Origin of the sequence: Streptomyces bauhiniae (assembly GCF_004784475.1) — a bacterium.
GTDB lineage: Bacteria > Actinomycetota > Actinomycetes > Streptomycetales > Streptomycetaceae > Streptomyces > Streptomyces seoulensis.
Window position 1 is genome coordinate 56,189 of the sequence record NZ_SRRT01000010.1, and the last position, 25,244, is coordinate 81,432.

20 protein-coding genes are annotated in these 25,244 nt (G+C 71.2%); 8 read left to right on the forward strand and 12 right to left on the reverse strand.

Annotated elements, in window-relative coordinates:
- The first annotated feature begins 58 nt into the window (after positions 1-58).
- On the forward strand, positions 59-1,678 hold the full coding sequence (locus tag E5083_RS28670) for a beta-N-acetylhexosaminidase (RefSeq protein WP_135788589.1): 1,620 nt from the start codon (positions 59-61) through the stop codon (positions 1,676-1,678).
- 70 nt (positions 1,679-1,748) lie between these two features.
- On the opposite strand, the gene E5083_RS28675 is transcribed toward E5083_RS28670, so the two are convergent.
- The 10 genes from E5083_RS28675 to E5083_RS28720 form a co-directional block, all read right to left on the reverse strand.
- A complete protein-coding gene (locus E5083_RS28675; RefSeq protein WP_135788590.1) occupies positions 1,749-3,518 on the reverse strand; it encodes an IucA/IucC family protein in 1,770 nt (589 codons plus the stop codon).
- Positions 3,515-4,045, reverse strand: a complete 531-nt coding sequence (locus E5083_RS28680) for a GNAT family N-acetyltransferase (protein ID WP_135788591.1) — start codon at positions 4,043-4,045, stop codon at positions 3,515-3,517. The genes E5083_RS28675 and E5083_RS28680 overlap by 4 nt, the downstream gene beginning before the upstream one ends.
- Entirely contained in the window at positions 4,042-5,316 is a 1,275-nt protein-coding gene (locus E5083_RS28685) for a lysine N(6)-hydroxylase/L-ornithine N(5)-oxygenase family protein (RefSeq protein WP_135788592.1), read from the reverse strand. Before E5083_RS28685 ends, E5083_RS28680 begins: the two co-directional genes overlap by 4 nt.
- Positions 5,300-6,742, reverse strand: a complete 1,443-nt coding sequence (gene desA, locus E5083_RS28690; RefSeq protein ID WP_135788593.1) for a lysine decarboxylase DesA — start codon at positions 6,740-6,742, stop codon at positions 5,300-5,302. Before desA ends, E5083_RS28685 begins: the two co-directional genes overlap by 17 nt.
- A 131-nt stretch (positions 6,743-6,873) precedes the next feature.
- Positions 6,874-7,719: a siderophore-interacting protein gene (locus tag E5083_RS28695; protein WP_135788594.1), complete on the reverse strand. Its 846-nt coding sequence runs from the start codon at positions 7,717-7,719 to the stop codon at positions 6,874-6,876.
- A gap of 37 nt (positions 7,720-7,756) precedes the next feature.
- Positions 7,757-8,803: an ABC transporter substrate-binding protein gene (locus tag E5083_RS28700; protein ID WP_135788595.1), complete on the reverse strand. Its 1,047-nt coding sequence runs from the start codon at positions 8,801-8,803 to the stop codon at positions 7,757-7,759.
- Positions 8,804-8,921: 118 nt separating this feature from the next.
- Positions 8,922-10,082: an acyl-CoA dehydrogenase family protein gene (locus E5083_RS28705; RefSeq protein WP_031182417.1), complete on the reverse strand. Its 1,161-nt coding sequence runs from the start codon at positions 10,080-10,082 to the stop codon at positions 8,922-8,924.
- 5 nt (positions 10,083-10,087) lie between these two features.
- Entirely contained in the window at positions 10,088-11,041 is a 954-nt protein-coding gene (locus E5083_RS28710) for a hydroxymethylglutaryl-CoA lyase (protein ID WP_135788596.1), read from the reverse strand.
- A complete protein-coding gene (locus E5083_RS28715) occupies positions 11,038-12,969 on the reverse strand; it encodes an acetyl-CoA carboxylase biotin carboxylase subunit (protein WP_135788597.1) in 1,932 nt (643 codons plus the stop codon). The genes E5083_RS28710 and E5083_RS28715 overlap by 4 nt, the downstream gene beginning before the upstream one ends.
- 17 nt (positions 12,970-12,986) lie before the next feature.
- Positions 12,987-14,603 carry a carboxyl transferase domain-containing protein gene (locus E5083_RS28720; RefSeq protein ID WP_135788598.1) on the reverse strand — a complete coding sequence of 539 codons (1,617 nt, stop codon included), beginning with the start codon at positions 14,601-14,603 and terminating at the stop codon, positions 12,987-12,989.
- An 86-nt stretch (positions 14,604-14,689) separates the two neighbouring features.
- Between E5083_RS28720 and E5083_RS28725 the strand changes: the two genes are divergently transcribed.
- The 4 genes from E5083_RS28725 (at position 14,690) to E5083_RS31385 (ending at position 18,259) form a co-directional block, all read left to right on the forward strand.
- Positions 14,690-15,292: an SACE_7040 family transcriptional regulator gene (locus tag E5083_RS28725; protein ID WP_135788599.1), complete on the forward strand. Its 603-nt coding sequence runs from the start codon at positions 14,690-14,692 to the stop codon at positions 15,290-15,292.
- A 112-nt stretch (positions 15,293-15,404) separates the two neighbouring features.
- Positions 15,405-16,562, forward strand: a complete 1,158-nt coding sequence (locus tag E5083_RS28730; RefSeq protein ID WP_135788600.1) for an acyl-CoA dehydrogenase family protein — start codon at positions 15,405-15,407, stop codon at positions 16,560-16,562.
- 36 nt (positions 16,563-16,598) lie between these two features.
- Entirely contained in the window at positions 16,599-17,465 is an 867-nt protein-coding gene (gene tesB, locus E5083_RS28735; protein WP_135788601.1) for an acyl-CoA thioesterase II, read from the forward strand.
- Positions 17,466-17,869: 404 nt separating this feature from the next.
- On the forward strand, positions 17,870-18,259 hold the full coding sequence (locus E5083_RS31385; RefSeq protein ID WP_167513656.1) for a hypothetical protein: 390 nt from the start codon (positions 17,870-17,872) through the stop codon (positions 18,257-18,259).
- A 71-nt stretch (positions 18,260-18,330) separates the two neighbouring features.
- On the opposite strand, the gene E5083_RS28745 is transcribed toward E5083_RS31385, so the two are convergent.
- Together E5083_RS28745 and E5083_RS28750 are read right to left on the reverse strand one after the other, a co-directional pair.
- Positions 18,331-19,119, reverse strand: a complete 789-nt coding sequence (locus E5083_RS28745) for a phosphatase (RefSeq protein WP_030816621.1) — start codon at positions 19,117-19,119, stop codon at positions 18,331-18,333.
- Positions 19,120-19,189: 70 nt separating this feature from the next.
- A complete protein-coding gene (locus tag E5083_RS28750) occupies positions 19,190-20,857 on the reverse strand; it encodes a PucR family transcriptional regulator (protein WP_135788602.1) in 1,668 nt (555 codons plus the stop codon).
- A 195-nt stretch (positions 20,858-21,052) separates the two neighbouring features.
- Here E5083_RS28750 and E5083_RS28755 point away from each other — a divergent pair, with 195 nt between their 5' ends.
- The 3 genes from E5083_RS28755 to E5083_RS28765 are packed head-to-tail and all read left to right on the forward strand — an operon-like array spanning position 21,053 to position 25,220.
- The gene (locus tag E5083_RS28755; RefSeq protein WP_135788603.1) at positions 21,053-22,513 is read left to right on the forward strand and encodes a sodium:solute symporter family protein; all 1,461 of its coding nucleotides are present in this window, start codon (positions 21,053-21,055) and stop codon (positions 22,511-22,513) included.
- A 56-nt stretch (positions 22,514-22,569) separates the two neighbouring features.
- Positions 22,570-23,538: an agmatinase gene (gene speB, locus E5083_RS28760; RefSeq protein WP_135788604.1), complete on the forward strand. Its 969-nt coding sequence runs from the start codon at positions 22,570-22,572 to the stop codon at positions 23,536-23,538.
- Positions 23,535-25,220, forward strand: coding sequence for a thiamine pyrophosphate-binding protein (locus E5083_RS28765; protein WP_135788605.1), 1,686 nt, complete (start codon positions 23,535-23,537; stop codon positions 25,218-25,220). The genes speB and E5083_RS28765 overlap by 4 nt, the downstream gene beginning before the upstream one ends.
- The last annotated feature ends 24 nt before the right edge of the window (positions 25,221-25,244 follow it).

Here is a 25,244-nt window from a genome sequence, read left to right on the forward strand (position 1 = left end):
GGATCGATTCAGCGGATCTGCGGGAGAGTTGTCCCGACCACATCCGAAGGGAGCGCATGTGACACGGCACCACGGCACCACTCCCCGAACGACCCGAAGGACCCGAACGCCCCGAATCCTCGGATCGCTGCTGCTCGTCGCGGCGGCCGGTGTCTTCACCTTCGCCGCGAACCCCGCCGCGCAGGCGGCCGACCCGCCCGCGCTGGACCGGGTGGTCCCGGCACCCGCCTCGGTCGAGCCGGGCGGAACCCCGTACCGCATCACCCGCGCGACCGCCGTCCGGGTGGACGGCTCCGCCGAGGTCCGCCGGATCGGCGCCTACCTCACCGGCATCCTGCGGCCCTCCACCGGCTATCCGCTGCCGCTCACCGACCACGGCGGCGGAGGCATCCGACTCCGCCTGCAGAAGGGCGACTTCGGCGCCGAGGGGTACCGGCTGCACAGCGGAGCCGGTGGCGTCACCATCACCGCCGCCGCCCCCGCCGGCCTCTTCCACGGCGTACAGACCCTGCGTCAGCTACTGCCGGCGACCGTCGAGAAGAAGACCGTCCAGCCCGGCCCCTGGCGGATCGCCGGCGGTACCGTCGAGGACCGCCCGCGCTACGCCTACCGGGGCGCCATGCTGGACGTCTCCCGGCACTTCCTCACCGTCGCCCAGGTCAAGCGCTACATCGACCAGTTGGCCCTCTACAAGATCAATGAGCTGCATCTGCACCTCAGCGACGACCAGGGCTGGCGCATCGCCATCGACTCCTGGCCGCGCCTGGCCGCATACGGCGGCTCCACCGAGGTCGGCGGCGGCGCGGGCGGCCACTACAGCAAGGCCGACTACCGGGAGATCGTCCGGTACGCGGCCGGCCGCTATCTCGAGGTCGTCCCCGAGATCGACATGCCCGGCCACACCAACGCCGCCCTCGCCTCCTACGCCGAGCTGAACTGCGACGGCGTCGCGCCCCCGCTCTACACCGGCACCCAGGTCGGCTTCAGCTCGCTGTGCGTGCCCAAACAGGTCACCTACGACTTCGTGGACGACGTGATCCGCGAGCTGGCCGCGCTCACCCCGGGCCGCTATCTGCACATCGGCGGTGACGAGGCGCACTCCACCAGCCACGAGGACTACGTGACGTTCATGGACCGGGTGCAGCCGCTCGTCGCCAAGTACGGCAAGACGGCCATCGGGTGGCACCAGCTCACCGGCGCCCATCCGGTCAAGGGCGCCCTCGCCCAGTACTGGGGTCTGGACCGCACCAGCGCGGCGGAGAAGGCGCAGGTCGCCGAGGCCGCGCGGAACGGCACCGGACTGATCCTGTCCCCGGCCGACCGGGTCTACCTCGACATGAAGTACACCAAGGACACCCCGCTCGGCCTGGAGTGGGCGGGTCTGGTGGAGGTACGGCGGTCCTACGACTGGGACCCGGGCGCCTATCTCGACGGAGCGCCCGCCTCGGCGGTCAGGGGTGTCGAGGCTCCCCTGTGGACGGAGACGCTGAAGAAGTCCGCCGACCTCGAGTACATGGCGTTCCCGCGGCTGCCGGGCGCGGCGGAGCTGGGCTGGTCACCGGCCGCCACCCACGACTGGGACGCCTACCGGGTGCGGCTGGCCGCGCAGGCCCCGCGCTGGGACGCCCTCGGCATCAACTACTACCGCTCGCCCGAGGTCCCCTGGCCGACGGGCTGACGACGCGGCGAAAGGGTACGGGCACCCCGGAGGACCGTCTCCGGGGTGCCCGTGGTCTTGGTACGGCCCCTCAACGCCCGGCGAGCGGGTTCTCCAGGGTGCCGATGAGCTGGAGCGCGCCGGACGGGTCGGCGAGGTCCACCATCTGCTTGTTGTTGCGGAGCTGGAGCCGGTTCAGGCAGGACAGGGCGAACTCCGGCGCGAACATGTCGTACCGCTCGAACTTCTCCGCGAGCTGCGGGTTGGCCTCCTGGTACTCGCGGGTGATCTCCGCGACCGTGTCCCAGAACCGGTCCTCGGTGAGCACGCCGTCCGCGGCCAGGTTGGCGGCGAGGAAGCGGAAGAAGCAGTCGAAGACGTCGGTGAAGATCGACAGCAGCTTCTTGTCCTCCGGGACCTCCACCCGGATGCGCTGCACCTCCGGCGGCAGGGCCGCGTCCGGGTCCATCACGGCGATCTCCTCGGCGATGTCCTTGTACACCGCGCGCCGGACCGCGCCGTCCTTCAGCACCAGGATGACGTTCTCGCCGTGCGGCATGAACACCAGGTCATAGGCGTAGAAGCTGTGCAGCAGCGGCACGTAGTAGGCCCGCAGGTAGTCGCGCAGCCAGTCGGCCGGCGTCTGCCCCGAGCGCTCGATCAGCGCGCCCGCGAACGAGGCGCCGTCGTGGTCGGTGTGCAGCAGGGAGGCCATCGTCGCCAGCGACTCGCCCTCGGCGAGGCGGGACACCGGGGACTCGCGCCACAGGGCGGCCAGCATCTTGCGGTAGGGGGAGTAGCGGTCGGTGGCCCGCTCGTACTCCAGGTGCCGGTAGCCGACGGCGGCCTGCTCGCGGATGATCGTGAGGCCGGTCGCGGAGAGCACCGGGTCGTTCTCGATCAGCTTGGCCAGCCAGTCGTTGATCGCCGGGGTCGCCTCCATGTACGCGGCCGACAGACCGCGCATGAAGCCCATGTTGAGCACGGACAGCGCCGTCTTCACATAGTTCTTCTCGGGGTGCGTCCGGTTGAAGAAGGTCCGGATGGACTGCTGGGCCAGGTACTCGTCGTCGCCCTCGCCCAGGCACACCAGGTTGCGGCGGGCCACCTCGGCGGCGAAGGTCACGCTGAGCTTGTTCCACCACTGCCAGGGGTGGACCGGGATCAGCAGATAGTCGTCCGCGTCGAGCCCCTGGCCGGTGAGCACACCCCGGAACCGCTCCAGGGTGGCCTCGCCCAGCTCGCGCCGGAAGAACTCCTCGTACTCGACGCCCGCGCCGGCGGTGAAGGCGGCGCGGGAGCGGTGCGCGGCCAGCCAGACCAGTTTCACCGGGCTCGCGGTCTCCGGCGCGTACGCCAGGTACTCGTGGACGCCGAAGCCGAGCCGGCCGTTGTTGGCCACGAAGCAGGGGTGGCCCTCGGTCATCCCGGTCTCGATGTCCTGGAACGAGGCGCCGGCCAGTTCCTTGGCGCTCACGCGGGGCTTGGTCAGCTTGTAGCAGGTGCCGGAGAGGGTGGAGGAGACCTCCTCCAGGTACACCGGCAGGATCTCCTCGCTGAGCCCCAGGGTCTCCTGCAGCTCGATGAAGAAGTCCAGCGCGGCGAGCGGGAGTTCCTCGCCCTCGCGGTGCCGGGTGATCGAGTCGGCGTCCACCTGCCAGTGGTCCAGGCCCCGGCGGACGGCGGCGAAGCGGTACGAGGTGAGCTTGTCGTCGCCGCGGACGACGTACGCGTCACCCTCGGCCTCGGGGGTGAGCAGGCGCTCGTGCGCGAACTCGGCGAGGGCCTTGCGGATCAGCAGGCGGTTGGCCTTCTCCCAGCGCTCGGGGGAGAGGTGGGCCACGGAGTCGGCGAGGGTCATGCCGCCACCTCCGTCGCCGCCTCGAACCGTTCCCGGGTGCAGAAACTCAGCAAGGCGCGCTTCTCCGGCTTCTCTATCTCGCCCTCGGGCACGAACCCGACGGCCTCGTTCAGCGCGTGCACGGCGGTGTTGCGCACATCGGGCTCCACCACGACCCGCAGGGTGCGCGGGTCGGCGAACAGGTGCGCCATCACGGCGGTGATGACCCGCCGGGTGAACCCGTGCACGGGCGTGTCGGTGGGCGCCACCAGGAAGTGCATGCCCACATCGCCCGGCCGGGCCTCGTACAGCCCGGCCAGCTCGCGGTGCGCCGGGTCGTAGGACTCCATCAGGAACACCGGCACCCCGTCGTCCAGACCGAGGAAGGCGTGGTGGTGCTCGTCGGCCGCGATCTCCATGTAGGCGCGCTCGACGTCCACCAGCTTGGCGTCCTGCATCATCCAGAACGCGGCCTTCGGATCGGTCACCCAGCCGTGCACCAGGCTCGCGTCCTTCAGGGGGTCGAGCGGGCGGATCGTGAAGGTCATACGGCGAACTCCTGGAAAGCGATGGTCTTCTCCACCGGGTAGTACTCCGAGCCGAGCAGCTCGCGGATGATGGAGGCGTTGCGGTAGGCGCCCATGCCCAGGTCGGGGCTGGTGATGCTGTGGGTGTGGACGCCGGCGTTCTGGAGGAAGACACCCCGGCCGGTGACGTCGATGGCGTAGTTGCGGCCCAGGTCGAAGTTGCCGTGGCCGTCGTAGCGCAGGCGGTCGCGGACCGGCTTGAGGAACTCCGGCTCGCGGTACTGGTAGCCGGTGGCCAGCACCAGGCCCTCGCTCTGGAGCTTGTAGTCCTTGCCCTGCTCCTCCTGGCGGAGGGAGAGGGTGTAGGTGCCGTTCTCGTAAGTGGCGCTATTCAGGGAGGAGTTGGTGAGCAGCCGGGTCTGGATGGGGCCGCCGAGGTTCTTCTGGTAGAGCAGGTCGAAGATCTCGTTGATCAGCTCGCCGTCGATGCCCTTGAACAGGCCCTTCTGCTGGGCGGTGATCCGGTAACGGGTGTCCTCGGGGAGTGCGTGGAAGTAGTCGATGTACTCCGGGGAGGTCATCTCCAGCGTGAGCTTGGTGTACTCCAGCGGGAAGAACCTCGGGGAGCGGGTGACCCAGTTGAGCCGGTAGCCGTGGACGTCGATCTCGCTGAGGAGGTCGTAGTAGATCTCCGCGGCCGACTGCCCGCTGCCGACCAGGGTGATGGAGCGCTTCTTCTGCAGCTCCGCCTTGTTGGCGAGATAGCGGGAGTTGTGGATGAAGTCGCCGCCCAGGCCCTCGCACGCCTCCGGGATGTACGGCGGGGTGCCGGTGCCGAGGACCAGGTGCTTGGCGCGGTAGGTGTCACCGGCGTCGGTGTGCACCGCGTACACGCCGTCCTCGTACGTCACTTCGGTGACCGTCGTGCTGAAGCGGACGCTGGTCAGCTTGTTGGCGGCCCAGCGGCAGTAGTCGTCGTACTCGACCCGCAGCGGGTAGAAGTTCTCCCGGATGTAGAACGAGTACAGCCGGCCTTTCTCCTTCAGGTAGTTGAGGAAGGAGTACGGCGAGGTCGGGTCGGCCAGGGTGACCAGGTCGGACATGAACGGTGTCTGGAGGTGGGCGCCGTCCAGGAACATCCCGGCGTGCCACTCGAAGTCGGGCTTGGAGTCGAGGAAGACGCCGTTCAGTTCCTCGATGGGCTCGGTGAGGCAGGCGAGGCCGAGGTTGAAGGGGCCGAGGCCGATCCCCACGAAGTCAAGGACGGGGCTGGCTTCAGGAAGCGCGGTCAAGGGACTCTCCCAGGTACTGCTCGGCGTGGCCGGCGATCAGATCGAGGACGGCGGCGATGTCGGCCGCGGTGGTCTCGGGGTTGAGCAGGGTGAACTTCAGGTAGTGGCGGCCCGCCACCTTGGTGCCCGCGACCACGGCGTCGCCGGAGGCGAACAGGGCCTTGCGGGCGTACAGGTTGGCGCGGTCGATCTCGGCCGGGTCGGTGACGGTCGCCGGGATGTAGCGGAAGACCAGGGTGGACAGCGAGGGCGCCACGACCACGTCGTAGCGGGGGTCGGCGACGAGCAACCGCCAGCCCTCCTGGGCCAGTTCGCAGACCTCGTCGAAGAGTTCGCCGATGCCGTCGGCGCCCATCACGCGCAGCGTCATCCACAGCTTGAGCGCATCGAAGCGGCGGGTGGTCTGCAGGGACTTGTCGACCTGGTTGGGGATGCGCTCCTGCACCATGCGGCGGGGGTTGAGGTACTCCGCGTAGTAGGTGGCGTGGCGCAGGGTGGCCGCGTCCCGGACCAGCACGGCGGAGGAACTCACCGGCTGGAAGAAGGACTTGTGGTAGTCGACGGTGACGGAGTCGGCGCGCTCGATGCCGTCGATGCGCCTCCGGTGCTTGAGCGAGGTGAGCAGTCCGCAGCCGTAGGCGGCGTCCACGTGCATCCACGTCCCGAACTGCGCGCAGAGTTCCGCGATTTCGGGGAGCGGGTCGATGGAGCCGAAGTCGGTGGTGCCCGCGGTGGCGACGACGGCCATCGGGACGAGTCCGTCCTGGGCGCAGCGCTCCAGCTCGTGGGCGAGGGCGACGGTGTGCATCCGCTTGTCGTGGTCGACCGGGATGACGACGACCGCGTCCGGGCCGAGGCCGAGGAGTTTGGCGGACTTCTTCACGCTGAAGTGGCTGACCTCGGAGGTGAAGATGCGCAGTTGACCGTAGGACTCGGCCTTCGCCTCCTCGCGGGCCAGCAGCAGCGCCTGGAGGTTGGACTGGCTGCCGCCGGAGGTGAACACGCCGTCGGCGGCGGGTCCGAAACCGATGCGGGCGTTGGTCCAGTCGATCAGTTTCCGCTCGATGAGCGTGCCGCCGGCCGACTGGTCCCAGGTGTCCAGGGAGGAGTTGACCGCGGAGAGCACGGCCTCACCGACCACCGCCGGTATGACGACCGGGCAGTTGAGGTGGGCGAGGTAGCGCGGGTGGTGGAAGTAGACGGCGTCCCGGAGGTAGACCTCCTCCAGCTCGTCCAGCGCGGCGGCGGTGTCGCCGAGCGGCTGGTCGAGGTCCACGGAGTCGACGCGGGGAGCGAGGTCGTCGACGGTGATGCCGGTGAACGGGCTTGCGGCGGTGGCGAGTTTGGCCGCCACCCGCTCTACTCCTTCGGTCACGGAGCGGCGGTACGTCTCCGCGGTGAGGCCATTGAGCAGGTGCGAGCGCATGAGGGGGTCCTCCGAGGGAAACACGAGGGGGAGTGAAGTTCCGCGGCTTCAACTTAGGTAAGCCTAACCTAAGTCGGCGACGCGTGATCACGCCCCTCCCGTGACGACGGTCACTCCGAGGGGTTCCGCGCTTACGCGGCGCTCGCGCGGAGCTGTTCCTCCGTCAGCCCGCGCCGCCAGTAACCGACGAAGGTCACCCGCCGCCGGTCGGTGCCGCGCTCCCCGACGAAGTGCCGGCGCAGCTCCCGTACCTGCCCGGCCTCACCGGCGAGCCAGACGTACGGGCTGGTGTGCGCGGGCAGTTGGGCCTCGCGCAGGGCCTCCACGGCCGAGGGGGCGCCCTGGTGCCGGACCAGCCAGGTGATGCGGGCGTCCGCCTCGGTGCGCACGTCCTGGATGTCCCCGGCATGCGGCACCTCCAGCCAGGCGTGCACCCGGGTGGACGCCGGCAGCGACTCCAGCACGGCGGTCGCGGCCGGTACGGCGGTCTCGTCGCCCCACATGACGACCAGGTCGGTGTCCTCCGGGGCCCGGAACCGGACGGCCCGGTTGTCGGCGAGCGCCGGGCCGAGCAGCAGTACCCGGTCGCCCGCGACCGCACCGGCGGCCCAGCGGGAGGCGGGGCCGGCCGGGACCGGGGCGCCGGGCTCGGTGCCGTGCAGGGCGAAGTCGATGTCGATCTCGTCCGGGTCCCGGCGCAGCGCCCGCAGGGTGTACGAGCGCATCACCGCCCGTACGTCGTCCGGGAGTTCACGCCAGCCGTGCCACCAGTCGTCGCCCAGCTCCAGGGGGACGACGGGCTCGCGCTGGCCGGGATGCGGCAGGAACAGCGAGAGGGACTGGTCGCGGCCCAGCGAGTGGAACTCGGCCAGCTCGGGGCCCGTGAAGGTGACCCGGAGCAGAGACGGACCGAGCCGCCTCGTCCGGGCCACCTGGAGGGCGAAGAAACGGAACGGGGCGGCTACGGCCGTCGTCATGCGGGGCTCCTGAACGTCAGGAAGGGACTGCTACGGGCTAGCTGACCTTCTTGGCCGTCTCGATGGCCTTGGCGAGGTTCTCCAGCAGCGGGGCGCACTTGTCGTAGGACAGGATCGGCTCGGCGGAGCGGGGGATGACCTGGTCGGCCTTGACGGCGGGCAGCTTCTTCCAGGTGGCCTTGGTGATGTCGGCGGGCTGGATGGCCGAGGAACGGTCGTCCATGATGATGATGTCGGCCGGGTGCTTGTCGACGTTCTCCCAGCTCAGCGTCTCGAACCAGCCGCCGGTGGGCTTCTTGGCCGCTTCCGAGGGCTCGACGAAGTTCACGCCGAGGGACTTGAAGTACTCGAGGTCCGCGGAGAGGTTGGTGCCGGAGACGTAGAACGCGTCCTGCGCGGCGGAGCCGGCCATCACCTTGATCTCGGGGCGGGACTTGGCCGCCTTGCGTAGCCGGGCCGCGGCCGCCTCGAAGCGCTTCTTGGCGTCGGTGATCTTGGCGGAGCTGGTGTCGGCGCCGAGGGACTCGGCCAGCTCCCACATCCGCTGCAGCGGGCCGGTGAGCGGGCGGTCGTAGACCGAGACGGCGACGCTGGGCGCCAGCTTGGCTATCTTCGCGGCGGACTCCAGGGGCACGTACCAGAGGACGCCCTTGGGGTCGAAGGTGGTGGTGATGAGGACCTGCGGGCCGAAGGCCGCGTACTCCTCGACGTTGAACTGGTTGAAGACATTGCCGAAGACGGTCAGCTTGCTGACGTCCATGTCGCCGGCCTGCACATCGGCCTTGCCGTCCTTGGTCTTGGTCGGGCCGAAGACGCCCTTGACCTCGATGCCGTAGTCGTACAGCGCGGCGGCGACACCGGTGAAGGCGACGATCTTCGTGGGGACCGAGTCCAGCTTCACGGTCTGGCCGCGGTCGTCCTTGAAGCTCCACGCGCCGGACTTGCCGGGCTTGGCCCCGCCCTCGGAGCCACCGCTGTTCCCCTTGTCGTCACCACAGGCGGCGAGCACGGCGCCGAGACCGAGGGCGCCGCCCGCGGCGAGGATGCCGCGGCGAGTGAGGTGGGTGGCACGGGTGTGGGACATGGGTATGACTGCTTTCGACCGGGGCGGACACCGCCTGACCAATTCGCAGCAAGGTTAGCCTAACCTTGCTCTTTGTCCAGGGCTGGGGCGTCCGCCCCCGTCGGGGCGTTCTCCGAGGTCAGCCGGTCAGGCCCAACTCCCGTGCGATCAGCATGCGTTGGACCTCGCTGGTGCCCTCGCCGATTTCCAGGATCTTGGAGTCCCGCCACATGCGGGCCACCGGGTACTCGTTCATGAAGCCGTAGCCGCCGTGGACTTGGGTGGCGTCACGGGCGTTGTCCACGGCGATGGTGGAGGAGTACAGCTTGGCGATGGCCGCCTCCTTCTTGAAGGGCTCACCGGCCACCAGCCGGGCCGCCGCGTCACGCCAGGCGAGACGGGCGGTGTGCGCCTTCATCTCCATGTCGGCCAGCTTGAACTGGATGGCCTGGTTGGTGCCGATGGCCCGCCCGAACGCGTGCCGCTCCTTGGCGTACCGCAGCGACTCGTCCACGCAGCCCTGCGCGAGCCCGGTGCCCAGCGCGGCGATGGCGATGCGGCCCTCGTCCAGGATGCGGAGGAACTGCGCGTAGCCGCGGCCCTCTTCGCCGAGCAGGTTGGCGGCCGGGACCCGGACGTCCTGGAAGGACAGCTCACGGGTGTCCGAGGCGTTCCAGCCGACCTTGGAGTAGGGCGCGGCGACCGTGAAGCCCGGCGTGCCCGAGGGCACGATGATCGCGGAGATCAGCGGCCTGCCGTCCGGCTTGCGGCCGGTGACCGCGGTGACCGTCACCAGGCCGGTGATGTCGGTGCCGGAGTTGGTGATGAAGCACTTGCTGCCGTTGATGACCCATTCGTCCGTGTCCGGGTCCAGCCGGGCCGTCGTACGGGTCGCGCCCGCGTCCGAGCCGCCGTCCGGCTCGGTCAGCCCGAACGCGCCCAGGATCTCGCCCGAGCACAGCCGGGGCAGCCACTCGGCCTTCTGCTCCTCGGTGCCGAACAGGTGGATCGGCATGGCGCCCAGCGAGACGCCCGCCTCCAGGGTGATGGCCACCGAGGAGTCCACCCGGGCCAGCTCCTCCAGCGCGATGCCCAGCGCCAGATAGTCGCCGCCCATCCCGCCGTACTCCTCGGGGAACGGCAGCCCGAACAGGCCCATCCGGCCCATCTCGCGGACGATCTCGTACGGGAACTCGTGCCGCTCGTAGAAGTCGCCGATCTTCGGCGCCACGACGTCGTGCGCGAACTCCTCCACCGTGCGGCGGAGTTCCTCCAGCTCGGGGCTGAGGCGGTGGTCCATGCTGATCACTGGTCCTTGTCGGGCTGGGTCGTGGTGCCGCCGAGGGCGCGGACGGTGCGGGAGGGGCTCGGGCGGCCCAGGTGGCCCGCCATCCAGACGCTGGTGGCGGTCAGCGCCGCCAGGTCGACGCCGGTCTCGATGCCGAGGCCGCGCAGCATCCAGACCAGGTCCTCGGTGGCGAGGTTGCCGGTGGCGGACTTGGCGTACGGGCAGCCGCCGAGGCCGCCCGCGGATGCGTCGACCGTGGTGACGCCGTGCTGGAGCGCCGCGTAGGTGTTGGCGAGCGCCTGGCCGTAGGTGTCGTGGAAGTGGACGCCCAGCTCGGCCGTGGGCAGGCCCGCCTCGTTGAGCAGGGTGACCAGGGCGCGGACCTGGCCCGGTGTGGCGACGCCGATGGTGTCGCCGAGGCTCAGCTCGTCGCAGCCCATGTCCCTGAGGGCCGCGCACACCCGGACCACCTGGGGGAGCGGTACCTCGCCCTCCCAGGGGTCGCCGAAGCACATCGACACATAGCCGCGGACATGGGCGCCCGCGTCCTTGGCCTGCCGTACCACCGGCTCGAAGACGGCCAGCGACTCGTCCACCGTGCGGTTGAGGTTGGCCTTGGCGAAGGACTCCGTCGCGCTGGCGAACACCGCGATGCGGCGTGCCCCGAGCGCCAGGGCACGGTCCAGGCCGCGCTGGTTGGGGACCAGCACCGGGAGTTCGGCGTCCACGTCGGAGATCTGCGGGAACAGCTCCTCGGCGTCGGCCAGTTGGGGCACCCACTTGGGGTGCACGAAGCTGGTCGCCTCGATGGTGGTGAGGCCCGCCTCGCGCAGGCGGCGGATGAACTCCGCCTTCACCTTCGTCGGTACGGCCGTCTTCTCGTTCTGCAGGCCGTCGCGCGCGCCCACCTCGTGGATGCGGACCCGCGTGGGGAGGCCGGGGTCGGGGACGACCATGGGCAGGGCGCTCATTCCGTCTCCTCCTTCGGCGCGATGACGGCCAGCACCTGGTCCATGGCGACCGTGCTGCCGGGCGTCACGTCGAGTTCGGCGACCGTGCCGGCGTGCGGGGTGGAGACGACGTGCTCCATCTTCATCGCCTCGACCACCAGCAGGCTCTGCCCGGCCTCGACCTCGTCGCCCACGGCCACCTTCACCACCGTCACCGTGCCCGGCATGGGCGCGGTCAGCGAGTCGGCGCCCGCGTGCGCGGAGCGGCTCAGCGAGGCGGCGACGGGGTCGTGGTCCCGCACCTGCCAGGCGTCACCGTCCCGGCCGAGCCAGTCGGCGGCGCGGCGGAAGGTGTGCCGGACGCCGTCCAGGGTGACGGTCACGTGGTCGTCGGTGACCTCGGCGGCGCGGGCGGCCCGAGTGACGGGTTCAAGTCCCGCGACACGCAGCGGGAACGACACCGGCTTCGGCGTCCCGCTCAGCCGCCAGCCGTCCGGCACCGAGAACGGGTCCACCCAGCCCTCGCCTGTGGGGCGCAGCTCTTCCAGGCGTATGGCGGCCGCCGCCTCGTAGACCTCCTCCGGCACCTCGGACGGGATCAGCTCGTCCACCGCCCGCTCCACCAGCCCGGTGTCCAGTTCGCCCGCCACCACCGCGGGGTGGGCGAGCAGCCGGCGCAGGAAGCCCGCGTTGGTCGGGACGCCCAGGGTGACCGTCTCCGCGAGGGCCGCGCGGAGCTTGCGCAGGGCGGTCGCGCGGTCGGGGCCGTAGGCGATCACCTTGGACAGCATCGGGTCGTACAGGCTGCCGACCTCGGTGCCCTCGCTGAGCCCGGAGTCGGTGCGGACTCCGTCGCCGTGGGGCTCGGCCAGCAGCAGGACCGTTCCGCCCGAGGGGAGGAAGCCGCGGGACGGGTCCTCGGCGCAGATGCGGGCCTCCACCGCGTGCCCGGTGAGCGTCACGTCCTCCTGCGCGAAGCCCAGCGGCTCGCCGGACGCGACCCGTAGCTGCCACTCGACCAGGTCGAGGCCGGTGATCAGCTCGGTGACGGGGTGCTCGACCTGGAGGCGGGTGTTCATCTCCATGAAGTAGTACGAGGACGGATCGTTGCCCGGCACGATGAACTCCACCGTGCCCGCGCCCCGGTACCCGCAGGAGCGGGCCGCCTGCACGGCCGCCTCGCCCATCGCGGCGCGGGTCGCCTCGTCGAGCAGGACGCTGGGCGCCTCCTCGATGATCTTCTGGTGGCGCCGCTGGAGCGAGCACTCGCGCTCGCCGAGGTGGACCACGTTGCCGTGGCCGTCGGCGAGGACCTGGATCTCGATGTGCCGGGGGCGGTCGATCCACCGCTCCACCAGCAGGGTGTCGTCGCCGAAGGAGGCGCGGGCCTCGCGGCGGGCGGCCGCGATCTCCTCGGCCAGCGCGGCCTCGTCCCGCACCAGGCGCATGCCCTTGCCGCCGCCGCCCGCCGCGGGCTTGAGCAGCACGGGGGTGCCGATCTCACGCGCGGCGTCGGCCAGTTGGGCGTCGGTCAGCCCGCTGCCACTGGAGCCCGGCACGACCGGTACCCCGTACGCCGCCACCGTCTCCTTGGCGCGGATCTTGTCGCCCATCAGGGCGATGGCGTCGGCGGACGGCCCGATGAAGACGAGCCCCGCCTCCTCGCAGGCACGCGCGAAGCCGGCGTTCTCGGCGAGGAAGCCGTAGCCGGGGTGGACGGCCTGGGCGCCGGTGCGGGCTGCCGCCTCCAGCAGCCGCTCCACCGACAGATAGCTCTCCCCGGCCGGGGCCGGGCCGATCCGGACGGCCGTGTCGGCCTCCCGGACGTGCCGCGCGTCGGCGTCGGCGTCGGAGAAGACCGCCACCGAGCGCACGCCGAGCGCACGGAGCGTACGGATGACCCGTACGGCGATCTCGCCCCGGTTGGCGACCAGCACTGTGTCGAACACGGAAGTTCCCCTCCCTCTCACATCCGGAAGACGCCGAACCGGGGCTCTCCCAGCGGCGCGTTGGCACAGGCGGTCAGGGCGAGTCCGAGCACCTGACGGGTCTGGAGCGGGTCGATCACACCGTCGTCCCAGAGGCGGGCGGTGGCGTAGTAGGCGCTGCCCTGGCTCTCGTACTGAGCGCGGATCGGGGCCTTGAAGGCGTCCTCGGCCTCGGCGGGCCACTCCTCGCCGCGCGCCTCCATCTGGTCCCGCTTGACGGTGGCGAGCACCGAGGCGGCCTGTTCGCCGCCCATGACGGAGATCTTGGCGCCGGGCCACATCCACAGGAAGCGGGGGGAGTAGGCGCGGCCGCACATCGAGTAGTTGCCCGCGCCGTAGGAGCCGCCGACGACGACCGTCAGCTTCGGTACGCGGGTGCAGGCGACGGCGGTGACCATCTTGGCGCCGTGCTTGGCGATGCCGCCCGCCTCGTAGTCCTTGCCGACCATGAAGCCGGAGATGTTCTGGAGGAAGACCAGCGGGATGCCGCGCTGGTCGCACAGCTCGATGAAGTGCGCGCCCTTCTGGGCGGACTCGGAGAACAGGATGCCGTTGTTGGCGACGATGCCGACCGGGTGGCCGTGGATACGGGCGAAGCCGGTGACCAGGGTCTGGCCGAACTCGGACTTGAACTCGCTGAAGCGCGAGCCGTCCACCACGCGGGCGATGATCTCGCGCACGTCGTACGGGGTGCGGGAGTCGACCGGGACCGCGCCGTACAGCCCGAAGGGGTCGACCTTGGGTTCGACGGCCTGGGTCACCTCCCAGGGGGCGTCCTTGCGGGCGGGGAGGGTGGCGACGATGTTCCGCACGATCCTGAGCGCGTGCGCGTCGTCCTCCGCGAGGTGGTCGGTGACGCCGGAGACGCGGGAGTGGACCTCGCCGCCGCCCAGCTCCTCCGCCGTGACGACCTCGCCGGTGGCGGCCTTCACCAGCGGGGGGCCGCCGAGGAAGATCGTGCCCTGGTCGCGGACGATCACCGCCTCGTCGCTCATCGCCGGGACGTACGCGCCGCCGGCCGTGCAGGAGCCGAGGACGGCGGCGATCTGCGGGATGCCGGCCGCGGACATGCGGGCCTGGTTGTAGAAGATGCGGCCGAAGTGGTCGCGGTCGGGGAAGACCTCGTCCTGCATGGGCAGGAAGGCGCCGCCGGAGTCCACCAGGTAGAGACAGGGCAGGCGGTTGTCGAGGGCCACCTCCTGGGCGCGCAGGTGCTTCTTCACCGTCATCGGGTAGTACGTGCCGCCCTTGACGGTCGCGTCGTTGGCGACGATCACGCACTCGCGCCCGCTGACCCGGCCGATCCCGGCGATCACCCCCGCCGCCGGGGCCTGTCCGTCGTACATCCCGTCGGCCGCGAGGGGGGCCAGCTCCAGGAAGGGGGAGCCGGGATCGAGCAGGGCGTCCACCCGGTCCCTCGGCAGCAGCTTGCCGCGCGCGGTGTGCCGGGCGCGCGCCTTCTCGCCGCCGCCGAGGGCCGCGGCCGCCAGCTTGGCGCGCAGCTCCTCGCCCAGGGCGAGATGGGCCTGTTCATTGGCCTGCCAGGCCGTCGACGCGGGGTCTGCCGCGCTCGTCAGCTCCGGTGCCTCGTGCATCCTGCGAACCCCTCACCTTGTTAATGAGCGTTAACGCATTTCCCTCAGGTTAACGACCGCTAACCTCGCTGTCTACAATGACCCGCATGGCCAGCAGAACCGACGCCCCGACCCGGCGGCAGCAGATCCTCAAGGAGGCCGCCCGCCTCTTCGCCGAGCGCGGGTTCCACGGCGTGGGCGTGGACGAGATAGGGGCGGCGGTCGGCATCAGCGGCCCCGGCCTCTACCGGCACTTCCCCGGCAAGGACGCGATGCTCGCGGAGCTGCTGGTGGGCATCAGCGGCCAGCTCCTCACCGGCGCGCGCCGCAGGGTCGCCGAGGCGGACGGAGAGGCGGGCGCCTTCGCCGTCCTGGACTCCCTCATCGAGGGCCACATCGACTTCGCCCTGGACGACCGCCCGCTGATCACCCTCCACGACCGCGAACTGGACCGCCTGCGCGACAGCGACCGCAAGCTCGTCCGCCAGCTCCAGCGCCAGTACGTCGAACTCTGGGTCGGCGTAGTCCGCGAGGCCCACCCCACCCTCACGGAACCCGCCGCCCGCTCCGCGGTCCACTCCGTCTTCGGCCTCCTCAACTCCACCCCCCACCTGGGCCGAGCCGGCACCCTCCCGGGCCGCGCGGTAACGGCGACCCTGCTCCACCGGATGGCCAGGGGCGCCTTCGCCGCGGCCGGCGCCCAGGCGTGACGAGCGTTACGGTCGCCACCCCCTGGACTCCCTTCCGTACCCGCCGGTAGGCTTGCCTGAGCAAGCGCTTAGACATGCCCTGTGTCATGCCGAGGTACGTGGAGGTGGCGGCGTGCGCCGTACGGTGTTCAACGAGGATCACGAGGCGTTCCGGGAGACTCTCCGGGACTTCATCGAGTCCGAGGTCGTGCCGGTCTACGACGAGTGGTTCGCCGCCGGTCAGGCTCCGCGCGACTTCTACTACAAGCTCGGCGAGCTGGGCATCTTCGGCATCAACGTGCCCGAGGAGTTCGGTGGCGCGGGCATGGACAGCCACAAGTTCGAGGCGGTCCTCTACGAGGAGACCTCCCGCGCGGGCGTCCAGTTCGGCGGCTCCGGCGTGCACGTGCTGCTCGCCCTGCCGTACATCAAGATGCTGGCCACGGACGAGCAGAAGAAGCGTTTCCTGCCGAAGTTCGTCACCGGCGAGGAGATGTGGGCCATCGCGATGACCGAGCCCGGCACCGGCTCGGACCTCGCGGGCATGAAGACCACCGCCAAGCTCTCCGAGGACGGCACGCACTACGTCCTCAACGGCGCCAAGACCTTCATCACCGGCGGTGTGCACGCCGACAAGGTCATCGTCTGCGCCCGTACCTCCGCCCCGAAGGAGGACGACCGCCGGTTCGGTATCTCCCTCTTCGCCGTGGACACCAAGTCCGAGGGCTACTCGGTGGGCCGCAAGCTCGACAAGCTCGGCCTGAAGACCTCCGACACCGCCGAACTCGCCTTCGTGGACGTCAAGGTCCCCGTCGAGGACCTGCTCGGCGAGGAGAACAAGGGCTTCTCCTACCTCGGCCACAACCTGGCCTCCGAGCGCTGGGGCATCGCCTTCGGCGCCTACGCCCAGGCCAAGGCCGCCGTCCGCTTCGCCAAGCAGTACGTCCAGGACCGCACGGTCTTCGGCAAGCCGGTCGCCCACTTCCAGAACACCAAGTTCGAGCTGGCCGCCTGCCAGGCCGAGGTGGACGCCGCCGAGGCCGTCGCCGACCGCGCCACCGAGGCGCTGGACGCCGGCGAGCTGACCCCCGCCGAGGCCGCCTCCGCCAAGCTGTTCTGCACCGAGGTCGCCCACCGCGTGATCGACCGCTGCCTCCAGCTCCACGGCGGCTACGGCTACATGAACGAGTACCCGATCGCCCGCCTGTACGCGGACAACCGCGTCAACCGCATCTACGGCGGCACCAGCGAGATCATGAAGTCGATCATCGCCAAGGACATGGGCCTGTAAGGCCCCCGCAATGACTGGCCGGTACAACTACACGACATGAGCCAGGCACTTCAGGACCTCCTCGATCTGCTCGACCTCGAGCGGATCGAGGAGGACATCTACCGCGGGCAGTCCCGCTCCGCCGTCGTCCCCCGCGTCTTCGGCGGCCAGGTCGCCGCGCAGGCGCTGGTCGCGGCGGGGCGCACGGTCCCCGCCGACCGCGCCGCCCACTCGCTGCACGCGTACTTCCTGCGCACCGGCGACCCCGGCGCGCCGATCGTCTACAGCGTCGACCGCATCCGCGACGGCCGCTCCTTCACCACCCGCCGCGTGGTCGCCGTCCAGCACGGCAAGCCGATCTTCCACCTCTCCGCCTCCTTCCAGGCATACGAGGACGGCCTCGACCACCAGGCCCCCATGCCCGGGGCGCCCGACCCGGCCACCCTGCCGACGTCCCAGGAACGCCTGCGCGGCTACGCCCACCTCGACCCCGAGGTCGTCGAGCGCTTCCTGGAGGCCCGCGAGGCCATCGACCTGCGGTACGTGGACGAGCCGCCGTACGGGGAATTCGGCGCCCCCCGCGAACCGCACAGCCAGGTCTGGTTCCGCGCCAACGGCAAGCTGGACGACGATCCCCTGCTGCACGTCGTCCTCGCCACCTACGTCTCCGACATGACCCTGCTCGACTCGGTGCTGCTCGCCCACGGGCGCGGCGGCTGGGCCGTCGGGGACGTGGTCGGGGCCTCCCTGGACCACGCGATGTGGTTCCACCGCCCCTTCCGCGCCGACGAGTGGCTCCTCTACGACCAGGAGTCCCCCTCCGCGCACGGCGGCCGGGGTCTGGGCCAGGCCCGGATCTACACGCGGGACGGGAATCTCGCCATCTCCGTCGTCCAGGAGGGCGTGGTCCGCGTACCCCGCTGAGGCGTCAAAACCGTTGCCCGGCGCCGGGGTTGTCCCACCCCGGCGCCCTCGGTTGCGAGGACTCCCGCGCCGTGCGGGTGGTACCTGAGACAACCCGTCACTCAGTAGACCGCTCAACAGGACGCGCGACGCATCCGGGACTAGGCTTCATGAGTGAAAGCCGCAGCACACGGCATGCCCGGTGACGAGGATTCCCGCTCCCAAGGGACCTCAGCCGCAGCACCTGATGGCGTGAATGCGTACGGGTGGTCTGTAAGGCGTCGGCGGAGCACGACCGTGCCGCTCAGCACACTGCGGTGACACCTGAAGACCGTGCCGCAATCTTCCTCTTCGCGGTGACGGCCATCCAACCTCGCACCCAGATCGGGATCGCGAGAGACGATGGAGATGGAAGGTAATTTCTCATGCGATCAACGCGCGCGAGGCGTCTTGTCGCCCTGTCCGCCACCGGCCTTCTGCTGGCCGGCGGAGCAGCGGTGGGCGCCGCGGGCACCGCTTCGGCGACCCAGAACGGCCACCACAGCTCCTACGACAGGGACTACCGGGACGGTCACCACAACCGGTACAACCACGACCGCGGCTGGTGGAACGACGACGATGACGACTGGGGTCGTTATGGTCACCACAACAACTGGAACTGGGGTGACAACGACAACGACTGGGGTGGCCACGGCCACAACGGTTACGGCCACGGCGGCTACGGCCACGGCGGCGGTCACGGCGGCCATGGTGGCGGCCACGGCGGTGGCGGTCACGGTGGTGGCGGTCACGGCGGCGGCGGTCACGGTCGCTGACAACAACACCGCAATCTGAGCGAGACGTGCGGCCCCCGAGGGGGTCGCACTCCCGCGTCAGGGGGCGGGATTCAGACGAGTCCGGCCTGGTCGAGCAGATACGCCGTCATCGGGTCGTAGTGGCGTGGGCTCACCACGTGGTCGTCCAGCGGGATCGCCACCTGGAGGGTGCCCTCGGCCTCGGCGAGGAACAGCGCCGGGTCGTTGCAGTCCGCGTATCCGGCCGCGTCGACGCCGTGCTGCGCCGCGTACCCGGCCCAGCCGTGGTCGGCCACGACAAGGTCCGGCAGCTCCCGGCCCTCGCGCTCGAGCCCGGTGAGGATGGCGCGCATCGGCTCCCCGGAGTGGGTGTGCCAGAGGGTCGCGCCGTGCTCCAGCACGGCCACGTCCGCGAACTGCATGACGTACCCCTCGTCGGTCTGCAGCCGCTCCGGGATGACGACGATCTCGCAGCCGGCGGCGCGCAGCGCGGCGGCGGTGGCCCGGTGCACGTCCAGCAGGCCGCCCGGATGCCCGGTGGCGAAGAGCACCCGCTGGCGGTCCTCGGCCGCCTTGCGCAGCCGCAGCGCGAGCCGCTCCAGCGCGGCGACGGTCAGCTCCGGGTCGATGGTGTCCTGCCCGTACCGGTGCTCGGCGTCGTCGTTCACGCCGACCCGCTCGGCCATCACCGCGAGCACGTCCTGCTCGTCGGTCCAGCGGTCGCCCAGCTCCAGGCCGAGCCAGAAGTGCCGGTCGCCGTTGGCCAGCCTGCGGTAGTGGGAGAGGTTGTTCTCGCGGGGCGTTGCCACATCCCCCGCGATCCGCGTTCTCACCAGATGGTCGACGAGCTGTGCACGGCTGGGCGTCCCGGATATCGGCATGCCCCCCATTGTGGGGCAGCGAACGATCCGCCGTCTCCGGGACGCCCCTCTTCCGGGGGACCCTTGTGGATCAGTGGCTGCGCAGCGCGAACCACAGCTCCATGCGGACGTCCGGATCGTCCAGGTCCGTGTCGAGGAGGGCCGCGCAGCGGGTGATGCGCTGGCGCACGGTGTTGCGGTGCACGTCCAGCGCGACCGCCGTACGGTCCCAACTCCCGTGCAGGGACAGCCAGGTGCGCAGGGTCTCGGTGAGGGCCGGGCCCGCCGCGAGCGGGGCGAGGAGGGCCCGCGCGTGCTCCGCCGCGTCCGCGCGCGGCACCAGCTCGCTCAACCCCGGCCGGGCGCCGTGCCGGACCAGCGGGGCACGGGTGGCGCGGGCGCGGGCCAGCGCGCGGGCGGCCTGCGCGTCGGCGGCCGGCCAGCCGTCGGGTTCGGCGGGCGCGCCGACGCCCAGCGTCCAGCCGGGCTGCGCGGCCGGCTCCCGCTCGGCGGACACGAGGACGCGTACGACGTCCCGGCCCAGGTCGATCAGGGGCGAGCCCAGCGCCGCGCCGAGGGCGGCCGCGCCGACGGGGTCGGGGGTGCCGTTCTCCGGGCGGGCGTGCACGACGAGCCACCGCCCGCCGTTCCCCAGCAGCCCGGCCACCTCCGCCGGGGCCGCGCCCAGCAGCAGCCGCACCAGCGCCGAGGAGCGGGCCGCGCCCGCCCCGCTCTGGTGCTCGCCGGTCAGCAGGGAGAGCAGTACGGCGGCGACGGAGGCGATGGTGTGGTCGGCCGGTTCACGCCTGCGCGTGGCCACACCGAGCACGAACCCGCTGCTGCCGCCGAGGGCGTAGGCGGCGAGCTGGGTGTCGCCGAGGGCGTCGGTGGCGGAGGCGGGGGTGGCGCGGGCGGGGCCGGACTCGGGTGGGGCGGCCGGGTGCCCTTCGCCTCCGGCGCCGGACGGGGCCGGGCCTGGTGTGCGCCGCTCGCGCCCGCGGTGGGCGGTGGGGTCACCGGGGCCGGGCGGGCCGGCCGGACCCGCGTCCCGCGCCGGGTCCGCCGGCCCGGCGGTGCCGGTGGGTGCGCCGGGCTCCGTGACGGACCCCGGCCGTACCACCGCCGTCAGCTTCCGCAGCGCCTCCTGCGTCCCCGGTACCGGCGCGCGGCCCGCGCTCGCGATCACCGTGCCGTCGGGGGCGTACAGCAGGGCGTGGGCGGAGAGGCGCTGGGCGAGCTGGCGCAGGACCGAGGGGACCGGGTCGGGGCGGGAGGCGGCGGCCGCGAGGCTCTGCTGGGCCTCGGTGACCCGGCGCAGCTCGGCGAGCCGGGCCTGCGCCATGAGCTGCCACACCGCGCGGGCCACCCCGGAGAACGTGGTCCGGGGCGGCACCTCCAGCAGCGGCAGCCCGTACGCCTCACACGCGGCGACCAGCGCGCGCGGCACCGTGTCGTGCACCGGGGCCAGCCCGAAGCCGAGGGCCGCGCCGCCCGCCGCGACGATCCGGGACACGTAGTCCTCGAAGTACGCGCCCGCCCCCGCCGCCTCCGGCACGTGCACCCCCGCCGTCAGCAGCAGCTCGCCGCCCAGCAGATAGGGGTACGGGTCGGCCATCTCCGAGGTGTGCGCCCAGTGGATGACGGTGTCCGGGGCCGGGGGACCGGCGATCTGGCGCAGGCCCAGGTCCTCGCGGGCCAGCAGCGCGGAGAGCGGCACGGGCGGGGTCGGCGGGACGGACGGGGCGGTCGGCTCCGACATGGTGTGCACATCCTCCTGTCCACCCCGTTCATATGGATGAAACGTACACTTCGCAGTCGCTTTCCGGCCACCTATCGTCTAGCGGAACGGCAGCCTCGGGTACGGGCGGATGTCCCCGCGAACCGCTGCCGTCGACACCCCCACGCCACCGCACGACACGCCACCGGACAAGCGCGCGAAGGAGGGCCCCAGCCCATGGCCGTCGACTACACAGTGATCGTCGTCTATCTCGCCGGGATGCTGGCCATGGGCTGGTGGGGCATGCGCCGCGCCAAGTCCAAGAGCGAGTTCCTGGTGGCCGGCCGCAGACTGGGCCCGGCCATGTACTCCGGCACCATGGCCGCCATCGTGCTCGGCGGCGCGTCCACCATCGGCGGGGTCGGCCTCGGCTACAAGTACGGCCTCTCCGGCGCCTGGATGGTCTTCACCATCGGCCTCGGCCTGCTCGCCCTGTCGGTGTTCTTCTCGGCCCGCATCGCCCGGCTGAAGGTCTACACCGTCTCCGAGATGCTCGACCTGCGCTACGGCGGCCGGGCCGGGGTCATCTCCGGCGTGGTCATGTGGGCGTACACCCTGATGCTGGCGGTCACCTCGACCATCGCCTACGCCACGATCTTCGACGTGCTGTTCGACATGAACCGCACCCTGGCGATCGTCCTCGGCGGCTCGATCGTCGTCGCGTACTCCACCCTCGGCGGCATGTGGTCGATCACGCTCACCGACATGGTGCAGTTCGTGGTGAAGACCATCGGCGTGCTGCTCCTGCTGCTGCCCATCGCCGTGGTCAAGGCGGGCGGCTTCTCCGGGATGAAGGCCAAGCTGCCGACCTCGTACTTCGATCCGCTGGGCATCGGCGGCGAGACGATCTTCACCTATGTCCTGATCTACACCTTCGGCATGCTGATCGGCCAGGACATCTGGCAGCGCGTGTTCACCGCCCGCGACGACCGCACCGCCAAGTGGGGCGGCACCGCGTCCGGCACGTACTGCCTGGTCTACGCGGTCGCCGGCTCGGTGATCGGCACCGCCGCCAAGGTGCTCTACCCCAAGCTCGCCAGCCCCGACGACGCCTTCGCCACCATCGTCAAGGACGAACTCCCCATCGGTGTGAGGGGTCTGGTGCTGGCCGCCGCCCTCGCCGCCGTGATGTCCACCTCCTCCGGCGCCCTGATCGCCTGCGCGACCGTCGCCAACAACGACATCTGGTCCAGGCTGCGCGGCCTGGTCCGCTCCGGCGGCGAGGAGCACGACGAGGTGAAGGGCAACCGTGTCTTCATCCTGATCATGGGCCTCGGCGTGATCGGCACCGCCATCGCGCTGAACAACGTGGTCGAGGCGCTGACCGTCGCCTACAACCTGCTCGTCGGCGGGCTGCTGGTGCCGATCCTCGGTGGCCTGCTGTGGAAGCGCGGCACCGTGCAGGGCGCGCTCGCCGCCGTGATCGTCGGCGGCCTCGCGGTGATCGGCCTGATGGCGGGCTACGGCATCCTCGCCAACGAGCCCGTCTACTACGGCCTGCTCGCCTCCCTCGCCGCCTACCTGGTGGTGTCCCTGGCCACGAAGCCCACCGACGAACGCGTCCTCGCCGTCTGGCGCGACCGCCTCGCCGGCCAGTCCCCCGAACTCCCGTCCGAACCGGTCCCGGCTCACCAGTAGAGTCGTACGGAAAGCAGTACATGCGCGACGAAGCGCAAGGAAGAAGGCATTTCACGATGAGCAGCTCCGAGACGCCCCGCGGGCCCGTCGACTCCTCCCGCGTCCCGCGCTACGCGGGCCCCGCGACCTTCGCCCGGCTGCCCCGGCTGGACGAGGTCGGCCGCGCGGACGTCGCCGTGGTCGGCGTGCCGTTCGACTCCGGCGTCTCGTACCGGCCGGGCGCCCGCTTCGGCGGCAACGCCATCCGTGAGGCGTCCCGGCTGCTGCGCCCGTACAACCCCGCGCAGGACGCCTCCCCGTTCGCCCTGGCGCAGGTCGCGGACGGCGGCGACATCGCGGTGAACCCGTTCAACATCAACGAGGCCGTCGACACCATCGAGGCCGCCGCCGACGACCTGCTCGGCACCGGCGCCCGCCTGATGACGCTGGGCGGCGACCACACCATCGCGCTGCCGCTGCTGCGCTCGGTCGCCAAGAAGCACGGCCCGGTCGCGCTGCTGCACTTCGACGCGCACCTCGACACCTGGGACACCTACTTCGGCGCCGAGTACACCCACGGCACGCCGTTCCGCCGCGCGGTGGAGGAGGGCATCCTCGACACGTCGGCGCTGTCCCACGTGGGTACGCGCGGCCCGCTGTACGGCAAGCAGGACCTCACCGACGACGAGAAGATGGGCTTCGGCATCGTCACCTCGGCGGACGTCTACCGCCGGGGCGCGGACGAGGTCGCCGACCAGTTGCGCCAGCGCATCGGGGACCGCCCGCTGTACATCTCCATCGACATCGACTGCCTCGACCCGGCGCACGCCCCGGGCACCGGCACCCCCGAGGCGGGCGGCATGACCTCCCGCGAGCTGCTGGAGATCCTGCGCGGCCTCGCGTCCTGCAACCTGGTCTCGGCGGACGTGGTCGAGGTCGCCCCGGCCTACGACCACGCCGAGATCACGTCGGTCGCGGCCTCGCACACGGCGTACGAACTGACCACCATCATGTCCCGGCAGATCGCGGAGGCTCGCGACAAGTGACGCACGACCACGACCTGGAACTCCGCCCGACCGAGGCGCAGACAGAGGCGGCCCTGAATCCCCCGCCGGGGCGCAACGGCGGCGACCTGGTCGTGGAGACGCTGGCCGGGCTCGGCGCGACGACCGTCTTCGGGCTGCCCGGCCAGCACGCGCTCGGCATGTTCGACGCGCTGCGCCGCTCGTCGCTGCGGTACATCGGCCTGCGGGTGGAGAACAACGCCGGCTTCGCGGCGGACGCGTACGGCCGGATCACCGGGGAGGCGGCGCCGCTGCTGCTGTCCACCGGGCCGGGGGCGCTGACCTCGCTGGCGGCGCTGCAGGAGGCGGCGTCGGCGTCGGCGCCCGTGCTGGCGATCAGCAGCCAGATCCCGACGGCGGGGCTGGGGGGTGGTCGACACGGTTATCTGCATGAACTCCCGGATCAGTCGGCATCGTTCCGGGGGGTTGTGAAGTCGGTTCACACGGTGCGTGCGCAGTCGCAGATTCCGTCGGCTATCGCGGAGGCGTGGCGGTCGGCGCTCACGGCTCCGCACGGGCCGGTGTGGGTGGAGATCCCGCAGGACGTGCTCCTCGCGGAGACCTCCCTGCCGGTGGTGACGGCGCCGGACGCGACCCCGGAGGAACTCGTCCCGCGCGTCGAACTCACGGCGGTGGCAGCGGACTTGCTGTCCCGTGCGCTGCGTCCCGCGATCATCGCGGGCGGGGGAGTCGTACGGGCGGACGCCTCGGGCAAGCTGCGGCAACTGGCGGAGAAGCTGGACGCCCCGGTGGTGACCACCTTCGGCGGCAAGGGCGCCTTCCCCTGGGAGCACCCGCTGTCCCTCCAGTCCTGGCTGGAGGACCGGCACATGACCGACCTGCTGGAGGACGCGGACGTCCTGCTGGTGGTCGGGTCGGGGCTCGGTGAACTCTCCTCGAACTACCACACGTTCAAGCCGCGCGGCCGAGTGATCCAGATCGAGGCCGACCTCGGCAAGCTGGAGTCCAACCACCCGGCGCTGGGCATCCACGCGGACGCCCGCCTCGCACTCCAAGCCCTGCTGGAGACGGTGTCCGAGCGGACCGACGTCACGGCGGCGGAGCGGGTACGGGACGTGCTCGGCCGTATCGGGGAGCGCATCGCCGGGCAGGAACTCACGCTGGAGCAGGATGTGTTGGCGTCCGTCCGCCGGGCGCTCCCGGCCGGCTCGCCGTCCTTCTGGGACATGACGATCCTCGCCTACTGGGCCTGGTCCGCCTTCGACCCGCGCGGTGCCAACACCATGCACTCCGCCCAGGGCGCGGGCGGCCTCGGCTACGGCTTCCCCGCCGCCCTCGGCGCGGCCGCCGCCGACCCGACCCACCCGGTCCTCGCGGTCTCCGGCGACGGGGGCGCGCTGTACTCCATCGCGGAGCTGGCGACGGCTCGCCAGTACGACCTCCCGGTCACCTGGCTCATCGTCGACGACGGCGGCTACGGCATCCTCCGCGAGTACATGACGGACGCCTTCGGCGAGCCGACCGCGACGGAGCTGACCCGGCCGGACTATGTCGCCCTCGCGGAGTCCTTCGGGGTGCCGGGTGTGCGGACCTCCCCGGAGACCCTGGAGGCGGACCTGTCCAAGGCGCTGGCCGCGCCCGGGCCTTCGGTGGTCGTACTGCCCGCGGTGCTGCGGATGTTCGCGCCCACGCACCTGGGCTGACCGGCCGGTCGGTGGTGAACGCCC

Bases quoted from the DNA above. Each gene is read 5' to 3' on its own strand.
- E5083_RS28675 (WP_135788590.1), bottom strand. From the start codon at position 3,518: ATGACCCTCGCCGACTCCGTGGCCCACCTCTCCCCCGAGCGCTGGGAG.
- E5083_RS28680 (WP_135788591.1), bottom strand. From the start codon at position 4,045: ATGACCTTCACGATCCGCCCGCTCGACCCCCTGAAGGACGCGAGCCTG.
- desA (WP_135788593.1), bottom strand. From the start codon at position 6,742: ATGCGCTCGCACCTGCTCAATGGCCTCACCGCGGAGACGTACCGCCGC.
- E5083_RS28695 (WP_135788594.1), bottom strand. From the start codon at position 7,719: ATGACGACGGCCGTAGCCGCCCCGTTCCGTTTCTTCGCCCTCCAGGTG.
- E5083_RS28700 (WP_135788595.1), bottom strand. From the start codon at position 8,803: ATGTCCCACACCCGTGCCACCCACCTCACTCGCCGCGGCATCCTCGCC.
- E5083_RS28705 (WP_031182417.1), bottom strand. From the start codon at position 10,082: ATGGACCACCGCCTCAGCCCCGAGCTGGAGGAACTCCGCCGCACGGTG.
- E5083_RS28710 (WP_135788596.1), bottom strand. From the start codon at position 11,041: ATGAGCGCCCTGCCCATGGTCGTCCCCGACCCCGGCCTCCCCACGCGG.
- E5083_RS28720 (WP_135788598.1), bottom strand. From the start codon at position 14,603: ATGCACGAGGCACCGGAGCTGACGAGCGCGGCAGACCCCGCGTCGACG.
- E5083_RS28725 (WP_135788599.1), top strand. From the start codon at position 14,690: ATGGCCAGCAGAACCGACGCCCCGACCCGGCGGCAGCAGATCCTCAAG.
- tesB (WP_135788601.1), top strand. From the start codon at position 16,599: ATGAGCCAGGCACTTCAGGACCTCCTCGATCTGCTCGACCTCGAGCGG.
- E5083_RS31385 (WP_167513656.1), top strand. From the start codon at position 17,870: ATGCGATCAACGCGCGCGAGGCGTCTTGTCGCCCTGTCCGCCACCGGC.
- E5083_RS28745 (WP_030816621.1), bottom strand. From the start codon at position 19,119: ATGCCGATATCCGGGACGCCCAGCCGTGCACAGCTCGTCGACCATCTG.
- E5083_RS28750 (WP_135788602.1), bottom strand. From the start codon at position 20,857: ATGTCGGAGCCGACCGCCCCGTCCGTCCCGCCGACCCCGCCCGTGCCG.
- E5083_RS28755 (WP_135788603.1), top strand. From the start codon at position 21,053: ATGGCCGTCGACTACACAGTGATCGTCGTCTATCTCGCCGGGATGCTG.
- speB (WP_135788604.1), top strand. From the start codon at position 22,570: ATGAGCAGCTCCGAGACGCCCCGCGGGCCCGTCGACTCCTCCCGCGTC.